The sequence below is a fragment of the Mycobacterium sp. genome, assembly GCF_036273375.1.
GTDB lineage: Bacteria > Actinomycetota > Actinomycetes > Mycobacteriales > Mycobacteriaceae > Mycobacterium.
The window spans coordinates 44,900-64,188 of record NZ_DASUHS010000210.1; the positions used below are offsets into that span (position 1 = coordinate 44,900).

General features: G+C 66.3%; 18 protein-coding genes. 8 read left to right on the forward strand and 10 right to left on the reverse strand.

Going from position 1 to position 19,289, the window contains the following annotated elements; translation table 11 throughout:
* Positions 1 to 27: 27 nt before the first annotated feature.
* Both VFW69_RS19240 and VFW69_RS19245 read left to right on the forward strand, forming a co-directional pair.
* Entirely contained in the window at positions 28 to 2,283 is a 2,256-nt protein-coding gene (locus tag VFW69_RS19240) for a helicase-associated domain-containing protein (protein ID WP_526503521.1), read from the forward strand.
* A 52-nt stretch (positions 2,284 to 2,335) separates the two neighbouring features.
* On the forward strand, positions 2,336 to 3,985 hold the full coding sequence (locus VFW69_RS19245) for a DNA repair helicase XPB (protein WP_526503523.1): 1,650 nt from the start codon (positions 2,336 to 2,338) through the stop codon (positions 3,983 to 3,985).
* A gap of 16 nt (positions 3,986 to 4,001) precedes the next feature.
* Here the strand turns inward: VFW69_RS19245 and VFW69_RS19250 are convergent, their stop codons facing one another.
* Both VFW69_RS19250 and VFW69_RS19255 read right to left on the reverse strand, forming a co-directional pair.
* Positions 4,002 to 5,147, reverse strand: coding sequence for a thiolase family protein (locus tag VFW69_RS19250; RefSeq protein ID WP_526503525.1), 1,146 nt, complete (start codon positions 5,145 to 5,147; stop codon positions 4,002 to 4,004).
* A 20-nt stretch (positions 5,148 to 5,167) separates the two neighbouring features.
* Positions 5,168 to 5,581: a Zn-ribbon domain-containing OB-fold protein gene (locus VFW69_RS19255; RefSeq protein ID WP_526503527.1), complete on the reverse strand. Its 414-nt coding sequence runs from the start codon at positions 5,579 to 5,581 to the stop codon at positions 5,168 to 5,170.
* A 153-nt stretch (positions 5,582 to 5,734) separates the two neighbouring features.
* On the opposite strand from VFW69_RS19255, the gene VFW69_RS19260 reads away from it, so the two are divergent.
* Complete coding sequence (locus VFW69_RS19260) at positions 5,735 to 6,028, forward strand: putative quinol monooxygenase (RefSeq protein ID WP_526503529.1); 294 nt, start codon at positions 5,735 to 5,737, stop codon at positions 6,026 to 6,028.
* A gap of 24 nt (positions 6,029 to 6,052) precedes the next feature.
* Here the strand turns inward: VFW69_RS19260 and VFW69_RS19265 are convergent, their stop codons facing one another.
* Both VFW69_RS19265 and VFW69_RS19270 read right to left on the reverse strand, forming a co-directional pair.
* A complete protein-coding gene (locus VFW69_RS19265) occupies positions 6,053 to 7,042 on the reverse strand; it encodes an LLM class F420-dependent oxidoreductase (RefSeq protein ID WP_526503531.1) in 990 nt (329 codons plus the stop codon).
* Positions 7,043 to 7,064: 22 nt separating this feature from the next.
* The gene (locus VFW69_RS19270) at positions 7,065 to 7,601 is read right to left on the reverse strand and encodes a TetR/AcrR family transcriptional regulator (RefSeq protein ID WP_526503533.1); all 537 of its coding nucleotides are present in this window, start codon (positions 7,599 to 7,601) and stop codon (positions 7,065 to 7,067) included.
* Positions 7,602 to 7,681: 80 nt separating this feature from the next.
* Here VFW69_RS19270 and VFW69_RS19275 point away from each other — a divergent pair, with 80 nt between their 5' ends.
* The 3 genes from VFW69_RS19275 to VFW69_RS19285 all read left to right on the forward strand — a co-directional run bounded on the left by VFW69_RS19275 (position 7,682) and on the right by VFW69_RS19285 (position 10,454).
* Positions 7,682 to 8,890: an FAD-dependent oxidoreductase gene (locus VFW69_RS19275; RefSeq protein WP_526503535.1), complete on the forward strand. Its 1,209-nt coding sequence runs from the start codon at positions 7,682 to 7,684 to the stop codon at positions 8,888 to 8,890.
* 69 nt (positions 8,891 to 8,959) lie between these two features.
* The gene (locus VFW69_RS19280; protein WP_526503537.1) at positions 8,960 to 9,820 is read left to right on the forward strand and encodes an LLM class F420-dependent oxidoreductase; all 861 of its coding nucleotides are present in this window, start codon (positions 8,960 to 8,962) and stop codon (positions 9,818 to 9,820) included.
* Positions 9,821 to 9,848: 28 nt separating this feature from the next.
* Positions 9,849 to 10,454, forward strand: coding sequence for a class I SAM-dependent methyltransferase (locus VFW69_RS19285; RefSeq protein WP_526503539.1), 606 nt, complete (start codon positions 9,849 to 9,851; stop codon positions 10,452 to 10,454).
* Positions 10,455 to 10,529: 75 nt separating this feature from the next.
* On the opposite strand, the gene VFW69_RS19290 is transcribed toward VFW69_RS19285, so the two are convergent.
* Positions 10,530 to 12,674 (reverse strand): 3-hydroxyacyl-CoA dehydrogenase NAD-binding domain-containing protein, encoded by a 2,145-nt coding sequence (locus VFW69_RS19290; RefSeq protein WP_526503541.1) that lies wholly within the window; start codon positions 12,672 to 12,674, stop codon positions 10,530 to 10,532.
* Positions 12,675 to 12,678: 4 nt separating this feature from the next.
* Positions 12,679 to 13,890, reverse strand: a complete 1,212-nt coding sequence (locus tag VFW69_RS19295; RefSeq protein WP_526503543.1) for an acetyl-CoA C-acetyltransferase — start codon at positions 13,888 to 13,890, stop codon at positions 12,679 to 12,681.
* 247 nt (positions 13,891 to 14,137) lie between these two features.
* Between VFW69_RS19295 and VFW69_RS19300 the strand changes: the two genes are divergently transcribed.
* Positions 14,138 to 15,325: a pyridoxal phosphate-dependent aminotransferase gene (locus VFW69_RS19300; RefSeq protein ID WP_526503545.1), complete on the forward strand. Its 1,188-nt coding sequence runs from the start codon at positions 14,138 to 14,140 to the stop codon at positions 15,323 to 15,325.
* On the opposite strand, the gene VFW69_RS19305 is transcribed toward VFW69_RS19300, so the two are convergent.
* The 4 genes from VFW69_RS19305 to VFW69_RS19320 all read right to left on the reverse strand — a co-directional run bounded on the left by VFW69_RS19305 (position 15,322) and on the right by VFW69_RS19320 (position 17,973).
* Positions 15,322 to 15,762: an SRPBCC family protein gene (locus VFW69_RS19305; protein WP_526503547.1), complete on the reverse strand. Its 441-nt coding sequence runs from the start codon at positions 15,760 to 15,762 to the stop codon at positions 15,322 to 15,324. The genes VFW69_RS19300 and VFW69_RS19305 overlap by 4 nt on opposite strands.
* 63 nt (positions 15,763 to 15,825) lie before the next feature.
* The gene (locus VFW69_RS19310) at positions 15,826 to 16,278 is read right to left on the reverse strand and encodes an SRPBCC family protein (protein WP_526503549.1); all 453 of its coding nucleotides are present in this window, start codon (positions 16,276 to 16,278) and stop codon (positions 15,826 to 15,828) included.
* A 58-nt stretch (positions 16,279 to 16,336) separates the two neighbouring features.
* Complete coding sequence (locus VFW69_RS19315) at positions 16,337 to 17,524, reverse strand: CaiB/BaiF CoA transferase family protein (RefSeq protein WP_526503551.1); 1,188 nt, start codon at positions 17,522 to 17,524, stop codon at positions 16,337 to 16,339.
* Positions 17,525 to 17,529: 5 nt separating this feature from the next.
* The gene (locus VFW69_RS19320; RefSeq protein ID WP_526503553.1) at positions 17,530 to 17,973 is read right to left on the reverse strand and encodes an SRPBCC family protein; all 444 of its coding nucleotides are present in this window, start codon (positions 17,971 to 17,973) and stop codon (positions 17,530 to 17,532) included.
* Between the two features lie 65 nt (positions 17,974 to 18,038).
* Between VFW69_RS19320 and VFW69_RS19325 the strand changes: the two genes are divergently transcribed.
* Positions 18,039 to 19,289 (forward strand): alpha-keto acid decarboxylase family protein (locus VFW69_RS19325; RefSeq protein ID WP_526503555.1); only part of this gene is annotated, 1,251 nt, incomplete at its 3' end.

Genomic DNA, 19,289 nt, shown 5'->3' on the forward strand with positions numbered 1-19,289 from the left:
CCGCCACCTGCTTTACGCTGGTCAGCAATGACCGACAACACCCCGGATATCCCGCTGGGGTCGTGGCTGGCCGAGTTATCCGATGAGCGGCTGATCCGACTGTTGGAATTGCGGCCGGACCTCGCCCAGCCCCCACCCGGCAGCATCGCCGCACTGGCCGCGCGCGCCCAGGCCCGCCAGTCGATCAAGGCCGGCACCGACGACCTGGACTTCCTGCGGCTGGCCGTACTCGATGCGCTGCTGGTGCTCCAGGCCGACGCGGAGCCGGTGCCCACCGCGAAGCTGCTGGCGCTGATCGGTGACCGCGCCCCGGAAACCGACGTCCTCGACGCGGTCGACGACCTCCGGCAACGCGCCTTGGTTTGGGGCGAGGCCGCGCTGCGCGTGGCCGCCGACGCCGCGACGGGAATGCCGTGGCACCCGGGCCAGGTCATTCTCGAGGACACCTCGCGCAGCGCCGAGCAGATCGCCGGCCTGATAGACGGGCTCAACCAGGCGCAGCTCGACGTGTTGGAGAAACTTCTCGAAGGTTCCCCGATGGGCCGCACCCGCGACGCCGCGCCCGGCGCGCCCGCCGACCGGCCGGTGCCCCAGCTGCTGGCCATGGGCCTGTTGCGGCGCATCGACGCCGAGACGGTGATCCTGCCCCGCCACGTCGGGCAGGTGCTGCGCGGCGAGCAGCCCGGCCCCATGCAGCTGACCGCACCCGACCCGGTGGTATCGACCACCACGGCCAACGACGCCGACGCGGTGGCCGCCGGGGCCGTCATCGACTTGCTCCACGAGGTCGACGTCCTGCTTGAAACGCTGTCCAGCACACCGGTTTCCGAGTTGCGCAGCGGCGGCCTGGGAATTCGCGATGTCAAGCGGCTGAGCAAGGTGACCGGCATCGACGAGCCTCGGCTGGGGTTGATCCTGGAAGTCGCGGCCGCGGCCGGATTGATCGCCAGCGGCATGCCCGACCCCGAGCCGGTGACCGGCGAGGCACCGTACTGGGCACCGACGATCACCGCCGACCGGTACACCGCGATGTCGGTCGCCGAACGCTGGCAGCTGTTGGCCAGCAGCTGGCTCGACCTTCCCGGTCGGCCTGCGCTGATCGGCAGTCGCGGGCCCGACGCCAAACCCTATGGGGCCCTCACCGACGGCCTGTACTCGACGGCCGCACCGCTGGATCGCCGGCTGTTGCTCGGCATGCTGGCCGAGCTGTCCCCCGGCGCCGGCGTCAACGCGGCGAAAGCCTCGGCGGCGCTGATCTGGCGGCGTCCGCGCTGGGCCAAGCGGTTGCAGCCCGGACCCGTCGGGGACCTGCTCGCCGAGAGCAACGCCCTGGGTCTGGTGGGCCGCGGCGCGATCAGCAGATCCGGTCGTGCGCTACTGGACGACGACGATCCACAGGTCGCGATCGAGGCGATGAACCGGGCGCTGCCCAAACCGGTCGACCACTTCCTGCTGCAGGCGGACCTGACCGTGGTCGTGCCCGGGCCATTGGAACGCGACCTGGCCGAGCAACTCGCCGTCGTTGCCACCGTCGAATCGGCCGGCACCGCAATGGTGTACCGCGTCAGCGAGCAGTCGATCCGGCACGCACTCGATGTCGGCAAGACCAGCGACTGGATGCATTCCCTGTTCGCCAAGCATTCTAAAACGCCAGTGCCCCAAGGGCTTACCTACCTGATCGACGATGTTGCGCGCCGCCATGGGCAGCTGCGGATCGGCATGGCCGCGTCGTTCGTGCGTTGCGAGGACCCCGCCCTGCTGGCCCAGGCCGTGGCCGCACCGGCGACCGAAGGGGTGCAGTTGCGGGCCTTGGCGCCGACGGTCGCGGTGTCGCCGGCTCCGATCGGCGAGGTCCTCGCCGCCTTGCGGGCCGCGGGCTTCGCTCCGGCGGCCGAGGATTCCTCCGGCGCCATCGTCGACGTACGTCCGCGCGGCGCCCGGGTGGCCGCACCCCAGCAGCGCCGGCCCTATCGCCCGGTGCGGCGTCCCAACAGCGAAAGCCTCAACGCGGTGGTGGCGGTGCTGCGCAAGGTGACCGCCGCACCGTTCGGCAATATCCGAGTCGATCCCGCGGTCGCGATGACGCTGCTGCAGCGCGCGGCCAAGGAACAAGACACCCTGGTGATCGGTTATCTGGATGCGGCCGGCGTGGCCACCCAGCGAGTGGTGTCGCCCATCACCATCAAGGGCGGTCAGCTGGTGGCCTTTGACTCCGCGTCCGGACGGCTGCGTGACTTCGCCATCCACCGCATCACGTCGGTTGTGTCGGCCACCGGCCGATAATGGTTGGCATGCCTGCCGACGTGAACACAGAACAGGAGGCGTGGCGCTGAATATGTCTGACGGACCGTTGATCGTGCAGTCCGATAAGACGGTGTTGCTCGAGGTGGACCACGAGCTGGCCGGCGCGGCGCGCGCCGCCATCGCGCCGTTCGCCGAGCTGGAACGCGCACCCGAACACGTGCACACCTACCGCATCACGCCGCTGGCGCTGTGGAACGCCCGCGCCGCCGGTCATGACGCCGAACAGGTGGTCGACGCGCTGGTCAGCTTCTCGCGCTACGCGGTGCCCCAGCCGCTGCTGGTCGACATCGTCGACACCATGGCCCGCTACGGTCGTTTGCAGCTGATGAAGAACCCCGCGCACGGCCTGACACTGGTGAGCCTGGATCGCGCAGTGCTCGAAGAGGTGTTGCGCAACAAGAAGATTGCCCCGATGCTCGGCGCCCGGATCGACGACGACACCGTCATCGTTCACGCCAGCGAACGCGGCCGCGTCAAGCAGATGCTACTCAAGATCGGTTGGCCCGCCGAAGATCTCGCGGGCTATGTCGATGGCGAGGCACATCCGATCAGCCTGGCCCAGGACGGCTGGCACCTGCGCGACTATCAGCAGATGGCGACCGACTCGTTCTGGTCCGGCGGATCCGGGGTGGTGGTGCTTCCGTGCGGTGCCGGTAAGACGCTGGTGGGCGCGGCCGCCATGGCGAAAGCCGGTGCGACGACGCTGATTCTGGTCACCAATATCGTCGCGGCACGGCAATGGAAGCGCGAGCTGATCGCGCGCACGTCGCTCACCGAGGACGAGATCGGCGAATACTCCGGCGAGCGCAAGGAAATCCGGCCGGTCACCATCTCGACGTATCAGATGATCACTCGCCGCACCAAGGGCGAGTATCGACACCTGGAGCTCTTCGACAGCCGGGACTGGGGACTGATCATCTACGACGAGGTCCATCTGTTGCCGGCGCCGGTTTTCCGGATGACCGCGGATCTGCAGTCCAAGCGGCGTCTGGGCCTGACAGCGACGTTGGTCCGCGAGGACGGTCGCGAGGGCGACGTGTTCTCGCTGATCGGCCCGAAGCGCTATGACGCGCCGTGGAAGGACATCGAGGCGCAGGGGTGGATCGCGCCGGCCGAGTGCATCGAAGTGCGGGTCACCATGACCGACAACGAGCGGATGATCTACGCCACGGCCGAACCCGAAGAGCGGTACAAGCTGTGCTCGACGGTGCACACCAAAATCGCTGTGGTCAAATCGATCCTGGCGAAACATCCCGGCGAGCAGACCCTGGTGATCGGCGCCTACCTCGATCAGCTCGACGAGCTCGGCGCCGAGCTGAACGCCCCGGTGATCCAGGGGTCCACCCGAACCAACGAACGCGAGGAGCTGTTCGACGCCTTCCGTCGCGGCGAGTTGTCCACCCTGGTGGTGTCCAAAGTCGCGAACTTCTCCATCGACCTGCCGGAAGCCTCTGTCGCAGTGCAGGTCTCGGGAACCTTCGGCTCACGCCAAGAGGAGGCACAACGGCTGGGCCGGCTCCTGCGGCCCAAGTCCGACGGTGGGGGCGCCATCTTCTATTCCGTGGTGGCGCGCGACAGCCTGGACGCCGAGTACGCCGCGCACCGGCAGCGCTTCTTGGCCGAGCAGGGCTACGGCTACATAATCCGCGACGCGGACGACCTCCTGGGCCCGGCGATTTAGCCTGGGGCGCAGGCGATCAGAGCGACAGGATGGTCGCCGATGCAGTGCCGGGCGCGCCGTACACCTGGGCCAGGCCGACGCGCGGGTTGCCGGGTACCTGGCGCTCCCCCGCCTCGCCGCGCAACTGCCGCACCAGTTCGTGCATCTGCCGCAGTCCCGATGCGCCGATCGGTTCGCCGTTGGCGATCAGCCCGCCGTCGGTGTTGACCGGGATCGAGCCGTGGATCTCGGTGGCGCCGTCGGCCAGCAGCTTCTCCTGCTCACCGTCGGCGCACAGACCGGTCTCGGCCATGTGGATAACCTCGTTGCCGGCGTCGGTGTCCTGCAGTTGGGCGACATCGACATCCTCGGGCCCGATGCCCGCGGCTTCGTAGGCGGCCTTGGACGCGTACACCGTCGGGGAGACGTCCTCGTCGAGCGGCGCGAAGGTGGCATGCACCTCGTACGCCCCGAACGTGCGGGTGCGGATCTCACAGGCGCGCACGTACACCGGCTTGTCGGTGAACTTGTGCGCGATGTCAGCGCGGCACATGATGACGGCCGCGGCGCCCTCGTCGGGCGCGCAGAACATGTACTGCGTCAGCGGATAGTTGAGCACAGTCGAGTTGAGAATCTCCTCGATGGAGATCTCCTTGCGCCGGAAGGCATTCGGGTTCAGCGCGCCATTGCGGAAGTTCTTGTTGGCTACCCGCGCCAGCGTCTCTTGCGAGATGTTGTGGTCGTGCAGGTACTTGTTGGCCTTCATCCCGAAGAACTTGGTGGTAACGAACTGCCCGTTCTGCGCGTACCACTGCGGCAGCGCCAGCTTGGCGGGGTCGTCGGTGAACGCTCCCCGCGGATGCTTGTCCAAGCCGATCGCGATGCCGATGTCGTACTTGCCCAGCCGGATGGTGTCGGCGGTCTGCTGAATGGCGCTGGCCGCGGTGGCGCAAGCGTTGAAGACATTGGTGAAAGTGATGCCGGTCAGCCCGACCAAACGGGTCACCGCGTCCGGGTTGGACACTTCGTGACTGCCCCCGAAACCGAACTGGATGTCTTTCCACTCCACGCCGGCATCGGTGAGCGCGCTTTGGATGGCTTCGGCGCCCATCTGCATCGCGGTCTTCTCAAACCTGCCGAACGGGTGGAGGCCCACGCCGATGATGGCGACATCGTTGGTCATCTCAAATCCTCCTGGGTCCGTCAGACCGGCTGGAATGCAAAGGTCATGATTTCGGCGCCCTCGTCATCGGTGGTGAACGGCACCATGGTGAGTTCGACTTCCTGGCCGAACTGCAGCTTGGCCGGGTCGTTCTCGGTCAACCGGCCCTCCACGCGGATAACGTCACCGAGCTGGACCAACCCCACACCGAACGGCACGAAGTCCTTGCCGGTCGGGCCGGCATAGGGAGCTCCGGGCGGGAAGCCCTGGGTGGTCCACGCCACCAGCGTCCCGCGGCGGGGCAACAGCACGTCGGACATCTCGCCGCCGCTGCACCGCGGGCACCACTGCTGCACCGGGAAGGTGGTGGCCGCACAGCTGCGGCATCGGCTGCCGATCAGCTGCGGGCTCTCAGCGGGCCAGGTAGAGATCTCGGGGGCTAGTGCCTTCTGCATCGAGGGATCCTCCAGGATTGTCCACAATCCGCCAACAGAATATTGCTCACTGAACCGTATAACAGCTTTCCGAAAAGTGGAAACCGCATTCTCATCTGAGTGAGGAAGGCCAGGACATCGGCGGTTTGAGGGTGCGGAAGATATGTTGGGCCCATGACGGTCACGGTGATACTTGAGCTCAGGTTTAAGCCCGACGAGGTCGCCGCGGGGCGCGAGCTGATGGGCCGGGCGCTGCAGGACACTCGGGCGTTCGAGGGCAATGTCCGCACGGACGTGCTTGTCGACGAGGACGACGAGGCGCACTGGCTCATCTATGAGATCTGGGAGACCGTCGAAAACGACGAGGCCTACCGCGCGTTTCGCGCCGGCGAAGGCAAGCTGACGCAGCTTCCTCCCCTGCTCGCCGCGCCGCCGGCCAAGACCAGGTACACGACTACCGATATCTGAGGCTTTCAGGGGATTGGACGTTGGCTAAGTCAGCGCGGGTATGACTTGGCTTTCGAACATCTCGATACCGGAACGGTCGTAGGCGGCCTCGGGGAAGTAGCAGATGGCGTACTCGCACCCGAGGTCGCGGATCTTCGCGAGCCGCTCGATCACCTGTTCCGGTGTGCCCGTCGCCGAGTCCGGTCCGCTGGTGCCGGCGATCATCGCATCGGCAGAAGCCTCGCCCACGTAGCCGACCAGACGGTCGCGGACTCGTTGCAGCCGGTCTTTGACGTCGGCCTCGGAGTTGCCGACGATCGCGTTGATGTTGACGGAACGCACGATCGCATGGAAGTCGGTGCCAACGCTGCGGCAATGCTCGGCCAGCACCTCCGACTTGTGCGCGAACGCCTCCGGCTCTGGCGTGAAGTTGGTGTACTGAGCGTATTTGGCGGCGATGCGCAACGTCACCTTCTCACCTCCTCCGGCAATCCATAGCGGAATTCCGTTGTCCCGCAGTGGCTTCGGCGCAACAATCGCCCCGTCAACCTGGTAGTGCTTGCCGTCGAAGCTGACTTTGCCGTCGCGCCAGGCGTCACGCATGATCTGTACGCCCTCGTCGAGCCGGCCCAACCGCATGCCCGCCGACGGGAATCCGTAACCGTAAGCGCGCCATTCATGTTCGTACCAGCCACCGCCGATACCCATCTGAACCCGGCCACCGGAGATGATGTCGGCGGTCGCGGCGACCTTGGCGAGGTAGACCGGATTGCGGTAGCTCATCGCCGTGCACATCTGGCCGAGTTTGATCCGCGACGTGGTGGCCGCGTAGGCGGCCATCAGCGACCATGCCTCGTGCGTGGCCTCATCGGTCGGGACCGGCACGGTGTGGAAGTGGTCGTAGACCCATAGCGAGTCCCAGGCGCTGCGGTCTGCATAGGTGGCCAGGTCGCGCATCACCGTCCAGTGGTTTGCGGGCTCGATGCCGACCAGATCCATTCGCCAGCCTTGCGGAATGAAGAGACCAAAGCGCATATCAGGAACTGTAGCCCGCCCCTCAGCCACCCAGCGCGTCGAGCGCGGCCGCAACCGACTTCTCGCGTAGCTCTTCGTGGGGCACATCGGGAAACTGCACGCAGCAATCCTGCAAGCCACCGAACGCGACCACCGCCCGCGTGGACTGCGCGAGCGTCGGCTTCTTGCCGAACACCAGCCTGGCCAGCCGTTCACGCCACGCCAGCACGGTGTCGATGAGGTCGAGGTCGATCAGCGTCGACAGCTCGGTCAACAGCAGCACCAGGTCCCGGCGGTGCCGGTAGTGGAAATCGAAATAACCCTCCAGCAGCTCGCGCGCATCGTTGCGGCGGCGGCCCTCGTGGTCGGCGACGAACTGCTCACCCTCGTCGATCAGCGGCACCAGGATGCTGCGCACCAGGTCTTCGCGTGATGGAAAGTGGTAGTACAACGCGGGTTTGGTGATACCCAGTTGGTTCGCGATGTCCTGCAGACTGGTGCGCTGCACGCCTCGCTGCAAGAACAGCTCGCGGGCGACTTCTTGGATGCGCTCACGGGTGTCCGACCGGGGCCTGCTCACCCGCGCGAGTTTATCTGACTTACCGATAGGTAAGTGGGATGTTAAGCTTACCGAACGTTAAGTAAGCGTGGGAGGTGATCATGCGGATACTCATCTCGGGTGCGAGCATCGCCGGCCCGGTCCTGGCGTACTGGCTGACCCGGTACGGCTTCGACGTCACCGTAGTGGAGCGCGCACCGACGCTGCGCAAAACTGGTGGACACGCCGTCGACTTGTTCCGTCCCGCAATGGAAATCTCGACGAAGATGGGCGTCCTCCCGCACATTGAGGCGCGGGCCACCGGAACGGAACGCCTGACGATGTACCGGGAAGGCCGGACGAAGGCCATCGAGATCGACCTCACCAAGATCTACGCCGCCACCTCCGACTCGCACGTGGAAATCATGCGCGACGACCTGAGCGAGATCTACCACGAGGCCGCCCGCGACGACGTCGAGTACGTGTTCGGTGACTCGATCACCGCGATCGAGCACGACGGCACCGTGACATTCGAGCATTTGCCGGCGCGTACCTTCGACGTCATCGTGGGCGCCGACGGGTTGCATTCCAACGTTCGGCGCCTGACCTTCGGTGAGGACGCCAACCTGACGCGCTTCCTCGGCGGATATCTGGCGGTGTTGTCAGCGCCCAAAGCGCTGGTCGAACCCGGCGAGATGGTCGCTCACGTCGGTGTCGGCCGCTTCGCCGGGATTTACACGGCCGACCACCTGGACGACGCCCGTGCGGTGTTCATGTTTCGCAGCAAAGAGGAATTGGACTATGACCATCGCGATGCGTTGCGGCAGAAGGAATTACTGCGCGAGGCGTTCGCCGGGATACACGATCACGTGGACAGCTGGCTCGCAGAACTACAGCGAACGCCTACCTTCTACTTCGACTCGATCACCCAACTGCGCACCGACCGGTGGTCGCGGCGCCGAGTCACCCTGGTCGGCGACGCGGGATACTGCCCGGGACCCGCGGTAGGCGGCAGCACCAGCCTCGCCGTCCTCGGCGCCTACGTGCTGGCCGGAGAACTCGCCGAGGCGAACGGCGATCATCTGCGTGCCTTCGCCGCCTACGAACTGCGGATGCACGAACCGGTGCAGCGCAGCCGGACTTTCGCCCGCGCCGCCGCCAAGGGCATCATTCCCGGTTCACGAGTTGGAGTGTGGGCGTTGACCCGTGGAGCCCAGCTGATCTCGGCGATGCCCGGGTCGCTGTCGCGGTCCGTGGCCAGGCTCAACACAAAGGGCATCCGGATGCACGATTCGATGCCGGTGCCCGAATACACCGGAAGCGACGTCTGACAGCATGTCCTGTAGAGCCGCGGCCATGAGCCACCGCGGCAGGCGCACGCCACCAACGGAAGGCTTCACATGGAACTGACCGGCGTTGGAATCTGGAGCAGTCAACTGCGCTACGGCGACCCGGCCGAATCCGCCGAGGCCGCAGCCGAACTCGACGAACTGGGGTTCCCGGCGCTGTGGATACCCGACGTCGGCGGGCCGGTGTTCGACGCGGTGGGGCATCTGCTCGGCGCGACCAAACGGACCGTCATCGCCACGGGAATCCTTAATCTGTGGATGCATTCGCCCGGCGATGTCGCCGACTCCTACGCGACCCTGACCGCCGAGCACGGCGACCGCTTCCTGCTCGGGATCGGTGTCAGCCACGCCCCGCTGATCGATGCCGGCCAGCCCGGGCGATACCGCAAACCGCTGGCGGCGACCGCATCCTTCCTCGACGGCTTGGACGCCGCGCCGCGGCCGGTTCCCACCGCGCGCCGGGTACTTGCCGCGCTCGGTCCAAAGATGCTGACGCTGTCAGCGACGCGCGCCAGCGGCGCCCACCCGTACCTCGTTACCCCTGTGCACACCGCCTCTGCCCGTTCGACTTTGGGCCGGGGCCCATTGCTGTTGCCGGAACAGACGGTGATCCTGACGGACAGCGCCGACGAGGCCCGCCAGATCGGAACCGAATGGCTCCGGGCATATTTGGCCTTACCCAACTATGCCAACAACCTGCTGCGCGCCGGCTTCTCCGAAGACGATCTGTCGCAGGTGAGCGATCGGCTGTTCAACGCGATCATCGCGTGGGGTGATGAAGAGGCCATCATGCGTCGCGTCGCCGAGCATCGTTCCGCGGGTGCCGACCACGTCTGCGTCCAGGTGCTGCGGGCCGATCCCCGGGCATTCCCGCGGGAGGAATGGCGACGCATCGCCGCTGCCTCCAGATAGGGATGACCAGCCGGGCTTAGGGTGAGCTATGGCTTCCAAACAAACGCTGTTTCGGATCTTTTACCGCATCGGTTTCACCCCATGGGATGGGCATCCGCTCGCGCAGAGCCTGCGGGATCTCGTCGAGGGAACGCGCGAGGCCGCCGCACTCCCCGCCGGGGCGGCCCTGGAAGTCGGCTGCGGTACCGGCGACTGCTCCATCTACCTCGCCCAACACGGCTGGCAGGTCACTGCGGTCGACTTCGTGGCCAAGCCCCTCGAACGGGCACGTGCCAAGGCAAGCGCGGCCGGCGCCGCCGTCGACTTCCTCCGGGCCGACGTCACGCAGCTGAGTCGGGCGGGCATCGGCGCGAACTTCGAGTTGATCGTCGACAACGGCTGCCTGCACAACATGAGCGACGCCGACCGCGACGCCTACGTCCGTGAGATCAGCGCCCTGGCGGCACCGGACGCAAGGTTGCTGATCGTCGCGTTCGTCCCGGGCGGTCGGGTCGGGGTGCGCGGAGTCGACCGCACCGAGATGGAACGACGATTCACGCAAAGCTGGGCGCTGTTGTCGGCAGGCGCCGAACGCGAGTTAGACCGCGCCGAGAAGACCTCGGCGTGGTACTACCTGTTCCAAAGGCGCCCTTAGCCTTTCGCGGCCAAGCACGCAGAAGCCCCCGAAACCTCGTTGTTTCGGGGGCTTTTGCGCCCGCGTGACGCAGGGCTAGCTCAGCGACGCCGGCGGCAAGAAGCGGTCGCCGTACTTGGCGGCCAATTCCTTGGCCCGGGCCACGAAGGCTTCCTTGCCGACACCGTGCGCACCCTCGTAACCCACGATGAACTGCGCGCTACCACCGGTGTACGGGGGGAAGCCGATGCCCATGATCGACCCGATGTTGGCGTCGGCGGTCGACGTCAGCACGCCCTCGTCGAGGCATTTCTGTGTCTCGAGCGCCTCGGCGAACAGCATGCGATCGATCATGTCCTGCAACGGGATTTCCGCGCTGCCGGACTTGAACGTCTCGCGCAGGCCCGGCCACAGGCGGGTCCGCTTGCCATCGACGTACTCGTAGAAGCCCGCACCCTTCAACCGCGACGGCCGGTCGAGCTCGATCATCTTCTCGACGACGGCTTCGGCCGGGTGCGGCTCGTAAGTGCCGCCCGCGTCCTCGACACCCTTGCGGGTGGCCGTCGCGATCTTGTGCATCAGCTCGAGGTTGAGCTCGTCGGACAGCTGCAGCGGCGGGGCCGGGTAGCCGGCCTGCGAACCGGCGTGCTCTACGCTCGCGGGCTCCACGCCCTCACCGAGCATCGCCAGCGCCTCGTTGACGAACGTGCCGATGACGCGACTGGTGAAGAACCCGCGGCTGTCGTTGACCACGATCGGGGTCTTGCCGATGGCCAGTGTGTAGTCGAACACGCGGGCCAGCGCCTCGTCAGAGGTCTTCTGGCCCTTGATGATTTCCACCAGCGGCATCTTGTCGACCGGCGAGAAGAAGTGGATCCCGACGAAGTCCTCCTGCCGCTTCACGCCGGTCGCCAGACCGGTGATCGGCAGCGTCGAGGTGTTCGACCCCAGCAGCGCGTTGGGCTCGACGATGTCCTCGATCTCCTGGAAGACCTTGTGTTTGAGATCCTGGTTCTCGAAGACGGCCTCGATCACGAAGTCGACACCCTTGAGGTCGGCCGGATCGGCTGCCGGCGTGATGCGGTCCAGCAGCGCCTTGGACTTCTCCTCGGTGGTCTTGCCGCGCTGAAGTGCCTTGGCCTCAAGCTTTTCCGAGTAGCCCTTGCCCTTTTGGGCGGCCTCGAGGCTGACGTCCTTGAGCACCACCTCGTAGCCGGCCTTGGCCGACACGTAGGCGATACCCGCTCCCATCATGCCCGCGCCCAGCACGCCGATCTTGTTGATCTTGACCGGCTCGATGCCGTCCGGACGGGAACCACCGCCGTTGATGTGCTGCAGGTCGAGGAAGAACGCCTGGATCATGTTCTTGGCGACCTGGCCGGTGACAAGCTCGGTGAAGTAGCGGCTCTCGATGCGGCTGGCGGTGTCGAAGTCCACCTGCGCGCCTTCGACGGCCGCGTCCAGGATGGCCCGCGGCGCCGGCATCGGCGCACCCTTGAGCTGCTTCTTCAGCAGCGCCGGGAACGACGGCAGGACGCCGGCCAGCGCGGGGCTGGACGGGGTGCCGCCGGGCATCTTGTAGCCCTTCTTGTCCCAGGGCTGTTCGTGTGAATCGGGGTTGGCCTTGATCCACGCCTTGGCGGCGGGCACCAATTCGTCGACAGAGCCGACGATCTCGTCGACCAGGCCGGTCTCCTTGGCCTTATCAGCCTTGAACCGGGTGCCCTGCGACAGGATGTTCATGAATGCGTTCTGGATGCCGAACATCCGCACGGTCCGGGTCACCCCGCCGCCGCCGGGCAGCAGGCCCAGGGTCACCTCGGGCAGACCGACCACGAGTCCCTTGACGTCCGCGGCGATGCGGTGGTGACAGGCCAGCGCGATCTCCAAACCACCGCCGAGCGCGGCGCCGTTGATGGCGGCCACCACCGGCTTGCCCAGGGTCTCCAGGGCACGCAGGTCGCGCTTGACCGACTCGACGGTGTCGAACGCCTCGCCGGCGTTCTCCGGGCCGAGGTTGATCATGCCCTTGAGGTCACCGCCGGCGAAGAAGGTCTTCTTCGCGCTGGTGATGACCACGCCGGTGATCGAATCCTTCTCGGCGGCAAGGCGTTCCACAGCGTTGTGCATGGACTCGCTGTAGTGCTCGTTCATCACGTTGGCCGACCCGGTGGGGTCGTCCAACGTCAGCGTGACGATGCCGTCGGCGTCCTTATCCCACTGAATAGTGTTCTCTGCCATGGCCTTAAACCCTCTCGATGATGGTGGCGACACCCATGCCGCCGCCGATGCACAGTGTGACCAGGGCGCGACGCGCGTTGCGGCGCTCGAGCTCGTCGACCATGGTGCCGGTGATCATGGCGCCGGTGGCGCCCAGCGGGTGGCCCATCGCGATGGCGCCGCCGTTGACGTTGAGCTTCTCGTCGGGAATGTTGAGGTCCTTCTGGAACTTCAGCACCACCGACGCGAACGCCTCGTTGAGCTCGAACAGATCGATGTCGTCGACCGTCAGGCCCGCGCGATCGAGCACCTTCTTCGTGGCCGGGGTCGGGCCGGTGAGCATGATGACCGGGTCGGAGCCGCTCGTGGCGGTGGCCACGATGCGCGCCCGCGGTGTCAGCCCCTGCGACTTGCCGGCCGCTTCCGAACCGACCAGCACCAGCGCGGCGCCGTCGACGATGCCGGAGCTGTTGCCGCCGGTGTGGACGTGGTTGATCTTCTCGACGTAGTGGTACTTCGTCAGCGCCACATCGTCGAAGCCGCCCATCTCGCCGATGCCGTCGAACGCAGTCTTCAGCTTGCCCAGGCCCTCCAGGGTGGTGTCGGGCCGCATGTGCTCGTCGTGGTCGAGGATGACCAGACCGTTCTGATCGCGCACCGGCACGACCGACTTGGCGAAGTACCCGCCCGACCACGCCTCGGCGGCCTTCTGCTGGCTGCGCAGCGCGTAGGCGTCGACGTCGTCACGCGAGAAGCCCTCGATGGTGGCGATCAGGTCGGCGCCGATGCCCTGGGGCACAAAGCCGATCTGGTAGTTGGTCTCGGGGTCGGTCGCCCAGGCGCCGCCGTCGGAGCCCATCGGGACGCGGCTCATCGACTCGACACCGCCGGCCAGCACCAGGTCGTCCCAGCCGGACCGCACCTTTTGCGCGGCGGTGTTGACCGCCTCCAGGCCGGAGGCGCAGAACCGGTTGAGCTGCACACCGCCGGTGGTCTCGGGCAGCCCGGCGGCCAGCACCGCGGTGCGGGCGATGTCACCGCCCTGGTCGCCGACCGGGGACACGACACCCAGGATCATGTCGCTGATCAGGTTCTCGTCGAGGTCGGGGAAACGCCGACGGAGCTCGTCAACCAGGCCCACGACCAGGTTGAGGGGCTTCACCTCGTTCAGCGAACCGTTGCGCTGCTTGCCCCGCGGGGTACGGATGGCCTCGTAGATAAAAGCTTCTTCGGACATGACGACTTCCTGTTCTCCGAATAGGGTTCGAATCCGTCTTCAAGACTAGATCCCGCCCCACCCTAACAGGGCCCCCGGCCAACCTGTTGGTTGGCCAAGACCGCGCAGCTCAGGGCGCTTGTGACCGACACCACGAGCCCGAACGTCCCGCCAGCGCGGCCGAATGTGAAGGTAACTTCACGCTCGGCGCTCAGTGTGAAGCTAGCTTCACGTTCGCCGAACCACGTCCCGCCTAAGCTCGACCACCATGACGGTGTCGCGACTGCGCCCCTACGCGACCACGGTGTTCGCCGAAATGTCGGCGCTGGCCGCGCGGATCGGAGCGGTGAACCTTGGCCAGGGGTTTCCCGACGAGGACGGCCCTCCGGCCATGCTGAAGGCCGCCCAGGAGGCCATCGCCGACGGCGTCAATCAATACCCACCGGGCATCGGCATCGCGCCGCTGCGCCACGCCATCGCTGCCCAACGGCAGCGCCGCTACGGCATTGAATACGACCCCGACACCGAGGTGCTCGTGACGGTCGGGGCAACCGAGGCCATCGCCTCGGCGGTGATCGGCCTGGTCGAACCCGGCTCCGAGGTCCTGCTCATCGAGCCGTTCTACGACTCCTACTCGCCGGTGGTGGCGATGGCCTCCGCGCAACGGATGGCCGTGCCGCTGGTCCCCCATGGCCGCGGCTTCGCCCTGGACGCCGACGCCCTGCGCCGGGCGGTGACGCCACGGACCCGCGCGGTGATCGTCAACTCCCCGCACAACCCGACCGGTACGGTGCTGAGCGCCGAGGAGTTGGCGGCCATCGCCGAGGTCGCGATCGCGGCCGACCTGTTGGTGATCACCGATGAGGTCTACGAGCACCTGGTGTTCGACGGGCGGCAGCATGTGCCGCTGGCCGGCTTCGACGGCATGGCGCAGCGGACGATCACCATCTCGAGCGCCGCCAAGATGTTCAACTGCACCGGCTGGAAGATCGGCTGGGCTTGCGGCCCAGCACATCTCATCGCAGGAATGCGCGCGGCCAAACAGTATCTGAGCTATGTCGGCGGCGCGCCGTTCCAGCCGGCGGTGGCCCTGGCGCTGGAGACCGAGGACGCGTGGGTGGCCGGCCTGCGCGCCACCTTGCAGGCCAGGCGCGATCGACTGGCTGCCGGGCTGATCGACGTCGGGTTCGAGGTGCACGACAGCGCCGGTACCTACTTCCTGTGCGCCGATCCGCGTCCGCTGGGCTACGACGACAGCAGCGCGTTCTGCGCGGCACTCCCGGAAAAGGTGGGAGTGGCCGCGATCCCGATGTCGGCGTTCTGCGACCCAACCACAACGCACGGTCCGGCCGACGTGTGGAATCACTTGGTGCGCTTCACCTTCTGCAAACGCGACGACACCCTCGATGAGGCGATCAAGCGACTGGGCGCGCTGAAAAACGAATCAGCCCGCTAGCCCACCGCACCCATTACGCGCTTGCGCAGGCCCTCCAGCGCGGCATGAAGGATTTTCTTGCGGGCCCGGGCGACCCAGAACTCCGGCAGGGGCGCCCACGGCTCGACGGTAATGGTGAATCGCACCCTGGTCTTGTCGTCGCTCAGCCGGCTCAGGTTGTACTCACCATGCTGACCGTGTTGCTGCGCCGTCTTGTGGGCATCCCACACCATCCAGTCCGGACCCCAGTGATACTCCAGCAATTCGGTGTCGTGGATGCCGGTCACCGAGATCGTGACCTTCACATGATGAGGCCGCCCGTCGGAATGCTTGTCGACGACCTCGACTCGTTTGTGCACCGACGACCATGACGGCACCGCGTGCATATCGGCGAGCGCCTCCATGATGAGTTCCGGAGGCGCGTCAATGACGATTTCCGACGATGCTTGTATAGCCACCGCCTACAAGTTAACAACAGCACCGCCGCCGGCGAAGGCTAAAAGTGCAGACGGCGCCGAGTATCAGGACTCGGCCGGATGATTGCCGCGGTTCACGAATTCGCACAATCCCTTTACCGCCGCGTCGAGAACACCCTCGGCCGCCCGCCGCACGACGAACGCGGGCATGGGCCGGCCGGGTTCGACGGTGATGTCGAAGCGCACCCGAGTCTGGTCGACCCCTTCGGGTTTGAGGGTGTACTCGACGTGCTGCCCGTGCTGCTGTGAGGTCCCCTTGGCGTCGTAGACAACCCAGTCGGGTCCCCAGTGGTATTCCAGGACCTCTTTGTCGACCAGCCCGAGAATCTTGATGGTGGCTTTGACGTGGTACGGCCGGCCGTCCGGATACCGGTCGATCACTTCGATGTGTTTGTGCAGGGGCGACCACGATGACAGAACGCCGACATCTGTCAGCGCTTCCATGACCATTGCTGGCGGCGCGTTGACGACGAATTCCCGTGATGCTTTGACGGCCACTGACAATCAACTTAGCAAGGCCGACCGCGATGCGGACCGGTTCGCCGTAAACGATTTTCTACCAGTCGATTTCGTTGAGCGGCGTGGTCGCCGCCGGAGGCCGTCCGACCGTTCCGGCGGGGGTCCGCGAGAAGCGTGGGGCGGGTGCGGCCTGATCGACGCCGTGGGCGGTGATCACCGTGGACCTCCCGCGCAAGTGCTCATCGACGGCGGCCTCCCCCCACGTCAGTACGGGGGTGACGCACGCATCGGTGCCCGCGAAGGTCCGCGCCCATTCGTCACGACTCCGGCTGGCGAATCGTTGGGTGAAGATCTCGCGCATCTGTGGGTAGGAAGCTTTGTCGTGCTGGGCGGGCACGTCGTCAGGTGACAGGCCAAGCCCATTGAGCAGCGCCAGGAAGAATGGTGGTTCGATGGCGCCGACGGCCACGTATTTTCCGTCGGCGGTCTCGTAGCAGCCGTAGAACGGGGCGCCGCCGTCGAGCAGAAAAGATTCGCGTCGGTCCCGCAGTGCGCCAGTGGACTTCATGGTCCACATCATCTGGGCCAGCAGACTGACCCCGTCGACCATCGCCGCGTCGATCACCTGCCCCTTGCCCGAACGCTCCCGTTCGTACAGGGCGACCGTGATGCCGATCATCGCCAGCATCGAGCCGCCGCCGAAGTCGGCAACCAGGTTCAGCGGCGGCATCGGCGGTCGGTCGGCGTAGCCCAGCGAAGACAGCGCACCGGTCTGCGACAAGTAGTTGATGTCGTGACCGGCGGTCGGCGCCAGCGGCCCGTCCTGTCCCCAGCCGGTCATGCGCGCGTAGATCAGCCGCGGGTTGACCGCCGCGCAGTCGTCCGGCCCGATGCCGAGTCGCTCGCAGGTCCCGGGCCGGAAGCAGTCCAGCAGCACGTCGGCCTTGGCGGCCAGCTCCAGCAGCGTTTGCGGCTGCGTCTTGACGTCCAGGTCGACAATTCGCTTGCCGCGGTGCAGCAGATCGCGCTCCTCGGCCGGCATCGTGAGGCCGCCTGTTTGGTGGCGACCCGCTGCGCCCGGCTTCGCCGCGCTTGCGATCGCCACGCCTGTTTGGTGGCGACCCGCTGCGCCCGGCTTCGCCGCGCTTGCGATCGCCACGCTGGGGCGGCGCACTCGCACCACGTCAGCTCCCAGATCGGCGAGCAGCATTCCTGCGTGCGGTCCCGGTCCGATGCCGCCGAGTTCGATGACTCTCACCCCGGCCAGCGGGCCGTCGCCGCTCACGGCGACTACTCGCCCTTCTTCACCTGAAGCACCCGGTCGCGGAGCGCCTTCGTCGCCGAATCGATCGTTCCCTTCACGGCGCGCTTGAGCACGAAGCCGGGCAACGGCACGTTCGGGTCCGCGAGAAGCTCGAACTTGACCAAAGTCTCGCTACCTTTCGGCACCAGGGTGTACTTCCCGTCCTGCGCCTTCTGCTGCGAAGAGCTGACCAGCTTCCAGCTCACCATGTTGTCGCCCCACGTGTAGGCGACCACCTGTTCGTCCGTGATCCCGGCGACCTTGACCTTCATCTTCACTCGGCGGGGTCGCCCGTCGTCGCCGGTGTCGAGGATCTCCGCACTCTGATGCGGTTCCGACCATTCGGGCATCGCTTCGAAGTCGGCGATGACGTCCAGAATCTCGTCGGGGCTGGCTTCGATGACGATGTCGCGGGATTCTTTGAGTGCCATGGCCCGCACGATACTGGCCTGGCGTCTCACCCGGAACGGATTCGACCGAGCGTACCGTCGTGCCTGTGACTGATGCCGCGACCGATCCCGCATACACCGTCGGTGACTACTTGTTGGACCGCCTCGCCGAGCTCGGCGTCTCGGAGATCTTCGGCGTTCCCGGTGATTACAACCTGGAGTTCCTTGACCACATCATCGCCCACCCCAGCATTCGCTGGATCGGCAACGCCAACGAGCTGAATGCCGGCTACGCCGCCGACGGGTATGGGCGGCTACGTGGAATGTCGGCTTTGGTAACAACTTTCGGCGTCGGCGAACTCTCCGCGGCTAACGCGGTCGCGGGCAGTTATGCCGAGCAAGTACCCGTTGTGCACATCGTCGGCGGCCCATCCAAAAATGCCCAAGGCACCCGCCGGGCGCTGCACCATTCGCTCGGTGACGGAGACTTCGAGCACTTCTTCCGGGTCAGTCGTGAAATCACCTGCGCCCAAGCCAATCTCATGCCCGCGACGGGCCGCCGCGAGATCGACCGCGTGCTGTCCGAGGTGCGCGAGCAGAAGCGCCCCGGATACATCCTGCTGTCCACCGATGTGGCGCGCTTCCCCACCGAGCCGCCGGAGGCACCGTTGCCCCGCTACACCGGTGGCACCAGTCCCCGCGCCCTGGCGATGTTCGTCGAGGCCGCGGCCGAACTCATCGGCGACCACCAGCTCACCGTGCTCGCCGACTTGCTGGTACACCGGCTGCAGGCGATCAAAGAACTCGAGGCGTTACTGGCGGCCGACGTGGTGCCGCACGCCACGTTGATGTGGGGAAAAAGTCTGCTCGACGAGAGTTCGCCCAACTTCTTGGGCATCTACGCCGGGTCCGCCAGCGCGCCGGCGGTGCGCACCGCGATCGAAGAGGCACCCGTGCTGGTCACTGCCGGGGTGGTGTTCACCGACATGGTCAGCGGCTTCTTCAGCCAGCACATCGACCCGGCCCGGACGATCGATGTCGGCCAGTATCAGAGCAGTGTGGCCGGAGAAGTCTTCGCGCCGTTGGAAATGGGCGCCGCGCTCGAGGCGCTGGCCACGATCCTGGTCCGCCGCGGAATCTCTTCGCCACCGGTGGTGTCGCCGCCGGCCGAGCCGCTGCCGCCGCGCCCGCCGCGCGAGGAACCGCTCACCCAAAAGATGTTGTGGGACCGCCTTTGTGTGGCCCTCACACCCGGCAACGTGGTGCTTGTGGATCAGGGCACCTCCTTTTACGGGATGGCCGACCATCGGCTGCCGCAGGGTGTTACCTTCATCGGCCAACCACTGTGGGGCTCAATC

What these genes read in the sequence shown, in the direction of transcription:
- VFW69_RS19240 (WP_526503521.1), top strand. Translation starts at nt 28, where the DNA reads ATGACCGACAACACCCCGGATATCCCGCTGGGGTCGTGGCTGGCCGAG.
- VFW69_RS19250 (WP_526503525.1), bottom strand. Translation starts at nt 5,147, where the DNA reads ATGACCAACGATGTCGCCATCATCGGCGTGGGCCTCCACCCGTTCGGC.
- VFW69_RS19300 (WP_526503545.1), top strand. Translation starts at nt 14,138, where the DNA reads ATGACGGTGTCGCGACTGCGCCCCTACGCGACCACGGTGTTCGCCGAA.
- VFW69_RS19290 (WP_526503541.1), bottom strand. Translation starts at nt 12,674, where the DNA reads ATGGCAGAGAACACTATTCAGTGGGATAAGGACGCCGACGGCATCGTC.
- VFW69_RS19280 (WP_526503537.1), top strand. Translation starts at nt 8,960, where the DNA reads ATGGAACTGACCGGCGTTGGAATCTGGAGCAGTCAACTGCGCTACGGC.
- VFW69_RS19245 (WP_526503523.1), top strand. Translation starts at nt 2,336, where the DNA reads ATGTCTGACGGACCGTTGATCGTGCAGTCCGATAAGACGGTGTTGCTC.
- VFW69_RS19255 (WP_526503527.1), bottom strand. Translation starts at nt 5,581, where the DNA reads ATGCAGAAGGCACTAGCCCCCGAGATCTCTACCTGGCCCGCTGAGAGC.
- VFW69_RS19285 (WP_526503539.1), top strand. Translation starts at nt 9,849, where the DNA reads ATGGCTTCCAAACAAACGCTGTTTCGGATCTTTTACCGCATCGGTTTC.
- VFW69_RS19275 (WP_526503535.1), top strand. Translation starts at nt 7,682, where the DNA reads ATGCGGATACTCATCTCGGGTGCGAGCATCGCCGGCCCGGTCCTGGCG.
- VFW69_RS19295 (WP_526503543.1), bottom strand. Translation starts at nt 13,890, where the DNA reads ATGTCCGAAGAAGCTTTTATCTACGAGGCCATCCGTACCCCGCGGGGC.
- VFW69_RS19320 (WP_526503553.1), bottom strand. Translation starts at nt 17,973, where the DNA reads ATGGCACTCAAAGAATCCCGCGACATCGTCATCGAAGCCAGCCCCGAC.
- VFW69_RS19260 (WP_526503529.1), top strand. Translation starts at nt 5,735, where the DNA reads ATGACGGTCACGGTGATACTTGAGCTCAGGTTTAAGCCCGACGAGGTC.
- VFW69_RS19265 (WP_526503531.1), bottom strand. Translation starts at nt 7,042, where the DNA reads ATGCGCTTTGGTCTCTTCATTCCGCAAGGCTGGCGAATGGATCTGGTC.